The sequence below is a fragment of the Cupriavidus sp. FW306-01-F10A genome, assembly GCF_058782785.1.
The window spans coordinates 135034-147224 of record NZ_JBYSYA010000014.1 but is presented as its reverse complement, the minus strand read 5'-3'; the positions used below and the strand labels follow the sequence as shown (position 1 = coordinate 147224).

Here is a 12191-nt window from a genome sequence, read left to right as displayed (position 1 = left end):
GGCTTGCAGCCTTGAAACCACGGCCGCCCGCCACATATGCTAAGTATCAGACCGACAATTGCCGTTAGCCTCGGAGCGTAGAAAATGTCAGAATCCGCACAAACCGAACCAACCGCCCGCAAACAGGAGAAACTGATGAGCGATGTCAAGACCGTTCTGTCCGACGCCGAGGAACTGCTGAAGCAAGCCGCCTCGACCACCGGGGAAAAGGCCGCCGAACTGCGCGAGCGTGGCATGGGCCTGCTCAAGCAAGCCAAGGAAAAGGCCCAGGACCTGCAAGACGCCGTCGTGACCAAGAGCAAGGCCGCGGCACGCGCCACCGACGACTACGTGCATGACCACCCGTGGCGCGCCGTGGGCGTGGCGGCCGGCGTAGGCCTGCTGATCGGTCTGCTGCTGAACCGCAAGTAAGCGATTCCAACCCGGCGCGGCGTGCTGGTGTGCCGCGCCTGAGCGGCAACCCGGTCATCGGGTTGCCAGTGGCCGGGGCTGGCGACACAACAGCCGCCACACCCGGCCCGCCTGCTGGAAAGGCGCGTACGGCCCACGCCGTCGCGCCGCTCTTTCACGCCGGAGCCGCATGAGCGAATCCCCCCCTTCCCCCAAGCTCCTCGAATCCGTGCGCAACCTGGCCGGCTCGCTGGTGGCCATGGTCCAGACCCGCCTCGAACTCGCCAGCGTGGAGCTTGCCGAGGAACGCACGCGCCTGATGAAGGTCGCGCTGCTGGCCTGCTTCGGCCTGGTGTTCTTTGGCATCGGGCTGGTCACGCTGACCGGGCTGATCGCCATCCTGTTCTGGGACACCTACCGCTGGCAGGCACTGGGCGCACTGACGGTCCTTTACCTGGTGCTGTGCGCGATTTGCCTGGCGTACGCACGCAACCTGGTGCGCAACGCCCCGCCGATGCTGGAGGCCACGCTCGCCGAAATCGACAAAGACCGGGAGATCCTGCGCCGATGAGCCCCCTGGAACCCGACGACAGCGCTGCCGGACACGACCGCCGCGAACACCCGCGGCGGGCCCGGTTCACGCAAGAGGTGCGCCTGCCGCTGGCGGTGCGCAAGGAACTGCTGCTGACCCGCGCCGCGCTGGAACGCTACGACTGCCTGCAGGCCCTGCATGAGGTGCGGGCTGGCGCGCACCGCCTGGGCACTATCGGCCACTGGCTGCCGCGCATCGCCCGTCCGGGGTCGTGGATGAAAGTGGTCGGCATGACCAAGGACTACCCGCTGCTGAGCACCGTAATGACGCTGGCGCTGCCGCTGGTCAAGCGCACGCCGGTGCTGCGCTGGACCTGGAAGCTGTCCAAGGTCGGCCTGGCAGCCGGCGCCGCCTACTGGGTGTACAACACCTGGCGCGAAGCCAGGCACCAGGCCGTGCCGCCCGCAACCGCGCCGACGCCCGCGCCGGCCGGCACCCCGCCCGGCGCCGATACCGGCTTCCGCGACCCGCTCGTTCCCTGACCCGCCGCCGGGCCTGGCGGCTCAGCCCGCCAGCGCCAGCGCCGCCCGGTCGCCGGCGTTGGGATCCGCCGGGGCAAACGGCACCGGCTGCGCAATGTGGTAGCCCTGCACCAGGTCTACGCCCAGCTCGCGCAGCCGTTCGAGCATGGCCTCGCTCTCAACGAATTCCGCAATGGTCTGCTTGCCCATGGCGTGGCCGATGCGCTGGATCACCTCCACCATCACCAGGTTGACCGGGTCGGCCAGCATGTCGCGCACGAAGCTGCCGTCGATCTTCAGGTAGGCCGCCGGCAGGTGCTTCAGGTAGGTGAACGAAGACATGCCCGCGCCGAAGTCATCCAGCGCAAACTTGCAGCCCAGCTGCTGCAGCTGCAGGATGAACGCGCCGGCCTGCGCCAGGTTGGAGATCGCTGCGGTTTCCGTGATCTCGAAGCAAATGCCGTCCAGCGCAATGCCGAAGCGCTGCGCCTGCTCGCGCACGAAGTCGGGAAACTGGAGGTCCGCCAGCGACGAGCCTGACAGGTTGATCGCGCAGGTGGCAATCTCCGCCTGCCGTCCCGCCAGGGTGCGAAACGCGGTCTCGACCACCCAGCGGTCGATCATCGGCATCAGGTTGTAGCGCTCGCAGGCCGGCAAGAAGGCCATCGGCGGCACCAGCCGGCCACGTTCATCGACCATGCGCAGCAGCAGTTCCACATGGCGGCCCGTCTGCGGCAGCGCGCCATCGTGCGCCGGCACGATCTCCTGCGAGTACAGGCAGAAGCGGCCAGCCGCCAGCGCCGCATGCACGCGGCTGACCCACTCCATCTCGCCGTGGCGCGCCTGCACCACGCTGTCCAGCGGATGGTAGACCTGCACGCGGTTGCGCCCGCCCTCCTTGGCCACGTAGCAGGCCGCGTCGGCCGCGCTCAGCGCCTCGGCGACGTTGACGGTCTGGCGGTCCAGCGTCACCAGGCCAATGCTGACACCCAGCGTGAAGGTGCGCTGGCGATGCGCAAAGCGGAAACAGGCAATGGCGTGGCGCAAGGCCTCGGCCACGCGTTCGCCGTCGGCGTGGCCGCATTGCTCCAGCAGCACGCCGAACTCGTCGCCGCCCAACCGGGCCAGCGTGTCGCTGCGGCGCAGCTGGCTGCGCATGACCTCAGCCATCTGCCGGATCAGCTCGTCGCCGGCGGCATGGCCGCAGGTGTCGTTGACCACCTTGAACTGATCCAGGTCCAGGTACATCAGCGTATGGGTGGTGCCCTGCACCCGTGCCCGCGTGATCGCCGCGTCCAGCCGGCGCTCGAACTCGGCGCGGTTGACCAGGCCGGTCAGCGCATCGTGGCTGGCCTCGTACGCCAGCCGCGCCGCATGGGCGCGTTCCTGGCTGATATCGTGCAGCACCACCACCACGCCGATGGCCTGCGCGGCACGGTCGCGGATCAGCGCTACCGATGGCTTGACCGCCAGCGCCTGTCCGGGCAGCCCGGACACATCGCGCTGCACCAGCTGCGCCGACCGGCTGCGCCAGCGCTGCCGCAACGCCAGCGTGACAATATCGGGCAGCGGCGCCAGGCTTTCCTCGTCGCGCAGCACGCACACGCTGCTCAGCGGCAGGCCGCGGGCGTCGGCTTCGCGCCAGCCGGTCAGGGCCTCGGCCGCGGGGTTGAGCGATTCCACGCGCCCCCACACATCGGCCGTCACCACCGCGTCGCCGATGGCCTGCAGCGTGACCTGGGCGCGCTCCTTCTCGGCAAAGAGCTGGGTCTCGTAGCGCTTGTGGTCGGAAATATCCGTGAGCGACCCCGCCATGCGCGCGCGCCGGCGCCCCGCCCCGCGCACCAGCCGGCCGCGGGCGCGCACCCACAGGTAATCGCCGGCACGGTTGCGCAGGCGGAATTCGGCATCGTAGGGCTCGCCGCTGCGCAGATGGTGCGCCAGCTTGGCCTCGAAGGCAGCCAGCTCGGAAGGATGCAGCAGGCCCAGCACGGTTTCGCGCGCATGCGGCAGCTCGGTGTCCTGGTAGCCCAGCATCTGCGCGCAGCGCGGCGAGAAGTACAGCTCGCCGCGGCCGAGATGCCAGTCCCACAGGCCGTCGTTGCTGCCCTCCACCGCCAGCTGCAGCTGCTCTTCGCGCTGCGCCAGCGCCTCGCGCAGCCGGCGCTCGCGCCGCAGCGGCCCCACCGACAGCAGGATCGCCGACATCAGCAGCGCGGCCGCCATCACCGCGCTGCCGTTGGTCAGCAGCCGCGTCACGCGGCGCGAGGCCTGGCCCAGATGGCCCGAAAAGGCCCGCTCCAGCGGCGTCAGCCTGGCGTCGATCCGCGCAATGTTGCGCAGCACCGGCGCCACGCACTCATCGCCGCAGCCGGGCTGGCTGGTCAGCCGGCGCAGGGTCAGCGCCTGTTCGTGCAGCGCAAAGATCTCGATGTCGCCCGCGGCCCACACGCGAATCGCGGCATCGACCTCCTGGATATGGCGGAAATTCCGGTAGAGCCGCACCATCCGCGGAATGTCTTCGGGATGGTTGCCGCCGGCAAGCAGCCCTTCATGGATGCGCTCCAGGTCAGGCTCGTCGCGGTCGAGCTCCAGGCGCGCGCGGTGGTCGCCCAGCGGGATCGCGATCGACTCCAGGTATGCCTCGAAATCCGCCGGATCACGATCCTCGCCGTAGCGCAGCAGGTGCAGCACGGCGTTCTTCTGGCCTTTGGACCACTGGCTCTCGCCCGCGACAAAGGCGCGCGCGGCCGACAACAGGTCCAGGCTGGCGATGCAGAACAACGCCAGCGCAACGACCACCGGTACGAACGGCCAGATAATGCGCAGCACGTGCCCGCTGGCCGGCAAGGAAACGCCTGCTTGCCGCATAGGGTCTTGTTGGTGGGCCGTGTCTCGCGGCCATCCTGATGGACCGCGGTCAACACGCCGCGGCTGATCCATTGTGCTGCGCAGGCAGTCCTAAGTCTCTACCTCGAACTAGTTAAAGCACCCCCCCGTTAGCGGGGCATGCCAGACGCAAAAAGGGCCTGTGGCTTGCGCCACAGGCCCTTCGTAATACTGGTGGGTCGTGCGTGACTCGAACACGCGACCAACGGATTAAAAGTCCGCTGCTCTACCGACTGAGCTAACGACCCGAAAAAACAGAACCGCGATTATAGGGATGCGGTTCTCGATGTGTCAAGCACGCTCCTCAGGCCATGCGCTCCAGACGCCATATCTGGTAGCGGAATGCCAGCACTGCACCGGCCAGGATACCCGCCAGCGCGATAAACGAGCCAAGCGCCAGGGTCGACACGCCCGACAGCCCCTGCCCGACCGTGCAGCCCAGCGCGGTCACGCCGCCCGCACCCATCAGGATGCCGCCGACCATATGGTTGGCGACGTCCTCGGCATTGCCGAAGCCTTCCCAGCGGAATGTGCGCGTGGCCAGGGCATAGGCCGCCGCGCCGGCGATCACGCCGAACACGCTGACGATGCCGACCGTCACCACCTTGCTCTTGTCGCTGAACATCATCAGCCAGTCGAGCGTGTAGGCATAGGGGGCGACAAAGCTCAGGCTTTCCATGCGGCCGCTGTTGGTCGAGACGAACAGTTCCTCAAGCGTATTGGGGTCTTCGGCTACATAGCCGAGGTGGCCCGAGACATACCACATTGCCACGATGATCAGCCCGACGCCGATGCCGCCAAGCAGGTTGTCGAACGAGCGGAAGCCGCGGCCCGCCAGCGCCCACACCACCAGCACGCCGCCCAGCGCCAGGCCCAGGCCCAGCTGCAGCGCGCCGCGCGCGAGCCCCGTGCCCTGCGCCAGCATGGACGGCAGGTCTTGCGTGGTGGGCAGCGTCAGCGCCACCGCATCGACGGTATTCACTCGCACCACGCCGAACAGCCCGCGCAGCGTCATGTAGGCCGACAGGCCCAGGAAGACAAAGACCACCAGCGACTTCAGGTTGCCCGCGCCGATGCGCACCAGCGTCTTGCTGCCGCAGCCCGACGCCAGCACCATGCCGAAGCCGAACATCAGCCCGCCGGCCAGCGCCGACAGCCAGCCCAGCTTGCTGGCGGTGTAGATGGTCTTGGTAGGGTCGATCGCGCCGGTCCAGGCCAGCACGCCGGTGCCGATCATGGCCACGCCGATCGCCAGCACCCACATGCGCATGCGGCTCCAGTCGCCCATGTTGACGATGTCGGAGACCGCGCCCATGGTGCAGAAGTGCGTGCGCTGCAGCACGGCGCCAAACAGGAAGGTCAGGACGAACGTACTCAGCAGCACGGTGCGCGAGAGCGCGGCGAGGTCGATTTCAGGCATGTAGGGGCGTGGACGTCGGCTTGTGATCAGGCAGCGGCCTGGTAGCGGGTCGGATCGGGCACACCGGCGGCTTCAAAGCCGGCCCGGCGGATGCGGCACGAATCGCACACGCCGCAGGCGCGGCCGTCGTCGTCGGCCTGGTAGCACGACACCGTCAGGCTGTAGTCCACCCCCAGCGCGATGCCGGCGCGGATGATCTCGCCCTTGGTCATGTCGATGATGGGCGCATGCACGCGGAAGCGGTCGCCCTCGACCCCGGCCTTGGTGGCGAGGTTGGCCAGCGTTTCATAGGCCGCGACGTATTCCGGGCGGCAGTCCGGGTAACCGGAGTAGTCGACCGCATTGGCGCCGAAGAACAGGTCGCGCCCGCCGACGGCCTCGGCCCAGCCGAGCGCCAGCGACAGCATGATGGTGTTGCGCGCCGGCACGTAGGTGACCGGGATGCCGTCGGAAGCGCCGTCGGTCGGCACCGCCAGCGCGTCGTCGGTCAGCGCCGAGCCGCCGAAGCGGCGCAGGTCCAGGTCGATGATCTCGTGGCGGGTGGCGCCCAGCGCGGCCGCCACGCGCTTGGCGGCTTCCAGCTCAGAGGAGTGGCGCTGGCCATAGCGCATCGACAGCGCATAGGTCTCGAAGCCCTGGGCGCGGGCCATGGCGAGTACGGTGGCAGAGTCTAGTCCGCCGGACAGCAGGACGATGGCGCGTTTGGTCATGATGGGAAGCGCGCCGCCTCGGCGCGCAAAAGATTCAGGCGAATCGCGTATTTTAGCGCGACCCAAGAAAAAGGCCCGCCGAAGCGGGCCTTGCAGACAGGACCGGGCGTGCCGGCCGCTTCCGGTGTTATTTCAACGTCTTCAGCCGGTTGCTGGCCGCCTGCGCGCCTTCGGTGCCCGGATACTTGGCCACCACCTGCTCCAGTGTCTTGCGCGCGGCCGCCTTCTGGCCGGACTCGAGCTGGTTGTTGGCGACCGCGATCATCGCATCCGGCACCTTGGGATGCGTCGGGTTGTTATTGATCATGGTCTGCAGCACCGAGGTGGAGCCCTTGTAGTCGCGCTGCGCATACAGCGAGTTGCCGAGCCAGTACTGCGCCAGCGGCACGTACGGGCTCTGGGGGTACTTCTTGACGAACGCCGAGAACGAACTCCCGGCGCTCTTGAAGTCGCCCGCCTGGAACTGCTTGAGCGCGGCATCGTATTCGGGCTTTTCGCCCGGCTGCGACAGGCCTTCGCGGCCTTCGACGGTGACCTGCTGCGGCTCGAATTTCTTCAGGCGCGCATCCAGGTCGGCGTAGTAGTCCTTCTGCTGCTTCTGCAGCGTGTCCACCGTGTTCTGCAGCACTTCGTTCTGGCCGCGCAGCCGCGCCACTTCCTGGCGCAGGCCCTCGAGCTGGTTCTGCATGTCGAGCGTGGTACGGCTGTTCTGCTCGATGCGCTGCGTCGCGGTTGCCTGGAAACCGTTGAACTGGTCGCGCAGGCTGATGACCGCCTTGCGCGCCTCGTCATCATCGAACACTCCGGCATGCGCCTGCGACAGCGGCAGCATGCCGCCGCCGGCGACGGCGGCGAGCCACAACAGGGTGGAAACGCGTGCTTTCATGAAAGGCAGTCCAGAGATCAGTAGTTGATGTCCGCGCGGCGGTTTTCGGCCCACGAGGCTTCATCATGGCCGGTGGCCTTGGGCTTTTCCTTGCCCAGGCTGACGGCTTCCATCTGGCCGTCGGGCACGCCCATCGAAGCCAGCGAGCGGCGCACGGCTTCGGCGCGCTTCTGGCCCAGCGCCAGGTTGTACTCGCTGGTGCCGCGTTCGTCGGTGTTGCCCTGAATCAGGATCTTGCGACCCTTGTTCGAGCCCAGGTACTTGGCGTGCTCGCCCAGCATGCCCTGGTAGTCGGACTTGACCGAGTAGCTGTCGAAGTCGAAGTACACGCTGCGCTTGGCCAGCGGGCTGTTCGGATCGTTGAGCGGATCGGCGGCCGTGACCGGGGTCACTGCGCGCGGATCGGCACCGGTGCCCGCGCCGGCACCGGCTTTGGCGGTGTCGTCCAGCTTGACGCCGGAGCTGCAGGCGCCAAGGGCCAGCAGTGCGGCAACGGCAAGGGTTTTGCTCATCAGTTGGGGCATGGTGAATGACTCCTGTTATTGCATGAAAGGACCCCAGGACGGCTCGCGAACATCGCCGGACTGGAGGGACAGAACCTGCCGGGTACGCCCGTCAGTGGAAACCGCCGCCAGCACCGCGCGACCGCCCACGCGGGTGGCATAGAGGATGTACTTGCCGTTGGCGGCAAAGCTGGGCGCTTCGTCGTTGGCCGTATCGGTCAGCGACGTCACGTCGCCGTTGCTCAGGTCCTGCAGCTGCAGCTTGAAGCCGCCCGCGCGCGAGATGTACGCCAGGTACTTGCCGTCTGGCGAAACCCGCGGGCTGACGTTGTAGCTGCCCTTGAAGGTGACACGCTGCGCACCGCCACCTTCCTCGCCGGAAGCGGGCATGCGGTAGACCTGCGGCGCACCGCCGCGGTCGCTGGTGAAGTAGATGCTCTTGCCGTCCGGAGAATACTGCGGCTCGGTGTCGATGGCGCTGCTGCGCGACAGACGGCGGATGCCGGAGCCGTCGGCATTGACCTGGTAGACCTGGGTATTGCCGTCTCGCGACAGCGCCAGCGCCAGGTGCCGGCCATCAGGCGACCACGACGGCGCGCTGTTGTTGCCCTTCTGGTTCGATACCAGGGTGCGCTTGCCGCTGGCCAGGTCGTGCACGTACACCACCGGCTTCTTGGCCTCGAACGAGACATAGGCCACGCGCGCGCCGTCCGGCGACCACGACGGCGAAATGATCGGCTCGTTGCTGGTCAGGGCCACCTGCGCGTTCTGGCCATCGGAATCGGAAATCAGCAGCTGGTAGCGGCCGCCGACCTTCGACACGTAGGACAGGCGCGTGGCAAACACGCCGCGCTCGCCGAGCAGCTTTTCATAGATGTAGTCGGCGATCTTGTGCGCGGTCACGCGCAGCTGGGACTGGTTGACGGTAAAGGCAAGCCCGCCCAGGCTCTGGCCCTTGACGGTGTCGTACAGGCGGAAGCGAACCTCATACTTGCCGCCGGCGGCCGGAGTCACGCTGCCGGCGACGAAGGCATCGGCGCCGCGCGACTTCCAGCTGCCCAGGTCGACATTGGCGGATTCCGCCACCGTGGCGCCGCCCGGATCGACATTGCGCAAGCGCCCGCTGCGCGCCAGGTCGGCGCGGATGATCGCGGTCAGGTTCTGCGGGGACTGGGCCTCGCCCTGGAAGTTGGCGGTCGCAACCGGGATCTGGCTGGACCCGACCCCGGAGATCTCAACGTTGAGTTGCGCGTGCGCGGCGCCGGCTGCCATCGTCATCGCCGCGGCCAGCCAGGCCATCAGCGCGCGGCGGCCGGCCAGCGGATGCCGGCCGATGGCGCGTTGGGATTCGGGTTGGGTTGCGTTGTGCCGCCTCGCGGACAGCCAGTTGGGGGCCCAAAGCTTTCGCATGCTGCTCCTCAGTCGATTTCAAGTTTCGTCGGGCACGGCAGGCAATCGGCAACACGGGCAAATGGGCATTGCAGCGCGTGGCGCATGCCCCGTCTGCGTGCGTATCGCACACTGCCGGCCGCGTCAGGCAACCTGTCATGCTAGCGCTGGGACCAAGACCCGGCGATGAAGGTTGCATTATGTTGCAAATCATGCCGCCCAGGCCACTCAGTCCTTCGGCCGGAAGGTAATGGTGAAGCTGGCCGGCGCCTTGCCGTTCTCATCACGCGGCAGCGGGTCGGAACGTTCCACCGCGCGCAGCACGGCATTATCCCAGCCCGAGTTGCCGCTGGACTTGGACAGCCGCGCCGACAGCAGCGAACCATCCGGCGCCAGCTGCACCGACACCACCGCGGTCGGGTTGCCCGGCACGTCCTCGCCAAAGACGATATTCGGCTTGACGCGGCGGCGCACGCGGTCGGCATAGCCCGGCGACGCCTTGCCACCGCCGCCGGCACCCGCGCCGGCCGTACTGCCCACGCCGCCGCCGCCCGCGCCGGAGCCGCCGGCCAGCGCCTGCAGGCGCGCCAGCTCGCTCTTGCGCTGGGCATTGGCCGCAGCCTCGCGCTTGGCCTTGGCGTCGGCATCCGCCTTGGCCTTGGCCTTGTTCTCGGCGTCAGCCTTGGCCTTGGCGTCCGCCTGGGCCTTGGCCCTGGCGTCCGCTTCCTTGCGTTCTGCTTCCTTGCGCTCGGCCTGTTCCTTGCGCTGCTGTTCCTGCTGCGCTGCCTTCTTCTTCGCGTCGTCCTTGCGCTGGGCTTCCTTGCGCTCGGCCTCGCGCTGCTCCGCTTCCTTGCGCGCAGCTTCCTTGCGTTCCGCTTCTTTACGCTCGGCTTCCTTGCGGGCAGCCGCCTGCTTGCGCTCGGCCTCTTCGCGCGCCGCCGCCTCGGCGCGGCGCTTCTGGCGCTCCAGCGCGATGTCGGCGTCGTCCTCGACCTTGCTCTTCACCTCGGGCAGCGGCGGGGCCGGGCGCGGCTGCACCACCGGCTCCGGCTCCGGCGGCGGCGGCGGCGGGGGCGCGGTGGCGGCCGGAATCTCTTCCCACAGCTCGGCCTCGGCGCCGACGGGGGTGCTGCTCTGCAAGCGCACGCCGTAGTACAGCACGACAGCCAGCAGCATGTGCATGAAGAGCGCGAACAGGAAGGAACGCAGGGTTCCCCGCTCCTTGACCGGCTGGTAGGGATAGGCGGCGACGGTCTTCATCAGGCGCAACGGCAATCAGATAGGCGCTTCAATGCGTCAGGAGGTCTTGGACTTGACCATCAGGCCGACGCGCTTGACGCCGTCGGCTTTCAGGATCGACATCACGTCCAGCACCGCCTCGTACTTGACCGCGCGGTCGGCGGCAATCACCACCGGCTGGTCGGGATTCTCGTTCTGGCGCTGGTGCACGAAGTCGAGCAGGCCCTGCTTGTCGAGCTTGCGCTCGAAGGCATTGCCGGCGCTGTCCTTGCCGCGCGCGGTCAGCTGGCCGCTCTCGTGCACGGTGACCACGATCGGCGGCGCCTTCTGCTGCGGCGTGGCGTTGGCCACGGTGGGCAGGTCGACGGTGGCGGGGCTCACGATCGGCGCCGCCACCATGAAGATGACCAGCAGCACGAGCATGACGTCGATGTACGGCACGACATTGATGTCGGCGCTGGCCCGGCGGCGCGAGCCGCCACGGCGCTGAATGGCTGCCATTGCAGGACTCCTGGAAACGCCGGCCCGGGCTTGCGCCCGGACCGTCTGGATTAGATTCGATACGTGTGCGGTTAACGCGCCTGCCGTTGCAGGATGTTCAGGAACTCCTCCATGAAGCTCTCGAACCGGATCGCCAGGCGGTCGATCTCCGTGGCATAGCGGTTGTAGGCGATCACGGCAGGAATGGCAGCGAACAGGCCGATCGCAGTCGCCACCAGCGCCTCGGCAATCCCGGGGGCCACCGATGCGAGCGTCGCCTGCTGCACATTCGACAGGCCGCGGAAAGCGTTCATGATCCCCCAGACCGTGCCGAACAGGCCGATATATGGGCTCACCGAACCCACCGACGCCAGGAACGGCAGGTGCGATTCCAGCACATCCATCTCGCGCTGGTAGGCCGCGCGCATCGCGCGCCGGGCCGCATCGAGCAGCGCGCCGGCTTCGTTGCCGCGCTCGCGCGCCTTCAGGAACTCGCCCATGCCGGATTCAAAGATCCGCTCCAGCGCGCCGGTGTTGTGGCGGTTGTTGACGGCACTGTTATATAGCGCCTGCAGGTCGCCGCCGGCCCAGAAGTCGCGTTCGAACCCCTCGGTCTGGGTGCGCGCCGAGCGCAGCGCCAGGTGCTTGCGGAAGATATAGGTCCACGAAAACAGCGACATGACGAGCAACAGCGCCATGACGGCCTGTGCCAGCAGGCTGGCGTGGAGCACCAGCGTTACGATCGACATGTCTTGCGTGACGGTCACGGGATTCATCGTGCGGACTTGATGGTAGCTAGAACGGGGTCGGGAATCGGGGCGGGACGGAAAGTGCTTCGATCGACACACCCAACACGGATCGCGCCAGAGGCCAGCATCAGCTCGCCACGCCAGGCTTCCTGGGTGAACTGGACCGACGCCGGGCCGACCCGGTCGATGCGCGTGCGGATTTCGAGCTGGTCATCCAGCCGGGCGGGCGCATTGTAGTCCACCGCCGTGCTGCGGACGATAAAGACCACGCCCGCCTCGTCGGCGAGCGATTGCTGCTCGATGCCGAGCGCACGCAGCCACTCGGTGCGGGCGCGCTCGAAGAACTTCAGGTAGTTGGCGTAGAACACTACGCCGCCCGCGTCGGTGTCTTCCCAGTACACCCGCAGGGTCCAGACAAAGTTTGTCATGGCCGCGATTGTAACGGAGAGCGATAGCGGTTTCGTGTAAACCCGCATGACGACT

13 protein-coding genes and 1 tRNA gene are annotated in these 12191 nt (G+C 67.6%); 3 read left to right on the top strand and 11 right to left on the bottom strand.

Annotated features, from left to right (window positions below; translation table 11 throughout):
* Window positions 1-84: 84 nt before the first annotated feature.
* The 3 genes from AC3WLF_RS20515 to AC3WLF_RS20505 all read left to right on the top strand — a co-directional run bounded on the left by AC3WLF_RS20515 (window position 85) and on the right by AC3WLF_RS20505 (window position 1464).
* On the top strand, window positions 85-411 hold the full coding sequence (locus AC3WLF_RS20515; RefSeq protein WP_010813729.1) for an ElaB/YgaM/YqjD family protein: 327 nt from the start codon (window positions 85-87) through the stop codon (window positions 409-411).
* 169 nt (window positions 412-580) lie between these two features.
* The gene (locus AC3WLF_RS20510; protein WP_492353328.1) at window positions 581-961 is read left to right on the top strand and encodes a phage holin family protein; all 381 of its coding nucleotides are present in this window, start codon (window positions 581-583) and stop codon (window positions 959-961) included.
* Complete coding sequence (locus tag AC3WLF_RS20505) at window positions 958-1464, top strand: DUF3318 domain-containing protein (protein WP_492318788.1); 507 nt, start codon at window positions 958-960, stop codon at window positions 1462-1464. Before AC3WLF_RS20510 ends, AC3WLF_RS20505 begins: the two co-directional genes overlap by 4 nt.
* Window positions 1465-1485: 21 nt before the next feature.
* On the opposite strand, the gene AC3WLF_RS20500 is transcribed toward AC3WLF_RS20505, so the two are convergent.
* From AC3WLF_RS20500 to ybgC, 11 genes are all read right to left on the bottom strand, one after another.
* A complete protein-coding gene (locus AC3WLF_RS20500; protein ID WP_492318789.1) occupies window positions 1486-4386 on the bottom strand; it encodes an EAL domain-containing protein in 2901 nt (966 codons plus the stop codon).
* A 118-nt stretch (window positions 4387-4504) separates the two neighbouring features.
* A tRNA-Lys gene (locus tag AC3WLF_RS20495) sits at window positions 4505-4580 on the bottom strand.
* A 56-nt stretch (window positions 4581-4636) separates the two neighbouring features.
* Window positions 4637-5752, bottom strand: a complete 1116-nt coding sequence (locus AC3WLF_RS20490) for a YeeE/YedE family protein (protein ID WP_492318790.1) — start codon at window positions 5750-5752, stop codon at window positions 4637-4639.
* Window positions 5753-5778: 26 nt separating this feature from the next.
* Window positions 5779-6462 (bottom strand): 7-cyano-7-deazaguanine synthase QueC, encoded by a 684-nt coding sequence (gene queC, locus AC3WLF_RS20485; RefSeq protein WP_492318791.1) that lies wholly within the window; start codon window positions 6460-6462, stop codon window positions 5779-5781.
* Between the two features lie 127 nt (window positions 6463-6589).
* Window positions 6590-7348 carry a tol-pal system protein YbgF gene (ybgF, locus tag AC3WLF_RS20480; protein ID WP_010813735.1) on the bottom strand — a complete coding sequence of 253 codons (759 nt, stop codon included), beginning with the start codon at window positions 7346-7348 and terminating at the stop codon, window positions 6590-6592.
* Window positions 7349-7365: 17 nt separating this feature from the next.
* A complete protein-coding gene (pal, locus tag AC3WLF_RS20475) occupies window positions 7366-7872 on the bottom strand; it encodes a peptidoglycan-associated lipoprotein Pal (RefSeq protein ID WP_340521164.1) in 507 nt (168 codons plus the stop codon).
* 15 nt (window positions 7873-7887) lie between these two features.
* Complete coding sequence (gene tolB / locus AC3WLF_RS20470) at window positions 7888-9261, bottom strand: Tol-Pal system beta propeller repeat protein TolB (protein ID WP_492318792.1); 1374 nt, start codon at window positions 9259-9261, stop codon at window positions 7888-7890.
* A gap of 207 nt (window positions 9262-9468) precedes the next feature.
* Window positions 9469-10500 (bottom strand): cell envelope integrity protein TolA, encoded by a 1032-nt coding sequence (tolA, locus tag AC3WLF_RS20465; RefSeq protein WP_492318793.1) that lies wholly within the window; start codon window positions 10498-10500, stop codon window positions 9469-9471.
* A 36-nt stretch (window positions 10501-10536) separates the two neighbouring features.
* Window positions 10537-10980 (bottom strand): protein TolR, encoded by a 444-nt coding sequence (tolR, locus tag AC3WLF_RS20460; RefSeq protein ID WP_010813739.1) that lies wholly within the window; start codon window positions 10978-10980, stop codon window positions 10537-10539.
* A gap of 71 nt (window positions 10981-11051) precedes the next feature.
* Complete coding sequence (tolQ, locus tag AC3WLF_RS20455; protein ID WP_011615851.1) at window positions 11052-11735, bottom strand: protein TolQ; 684 nt, start codon at window positions 11733-11735, stop codon at window positions 11052-11054.
* The gene (ybgC, locus tag AC3WLF_RS20450) at window positions 11732-12136 is read right to left on the bottom strand and encodes a tol-pal system-associated acyl-CoA thioesterase (protein ID WP_010813741.1); all 405 of its coding nucleotides are present in this window, start codon (window positions 12134-12136) and stop codon (window positions 11732-11734) included. Before ybgC ends, tolQ begins: the two co-directional genes overlap by 4 nt.
* Between the last annotated feature and the right edge of the window lie 55 nt (window positions 12137-12191).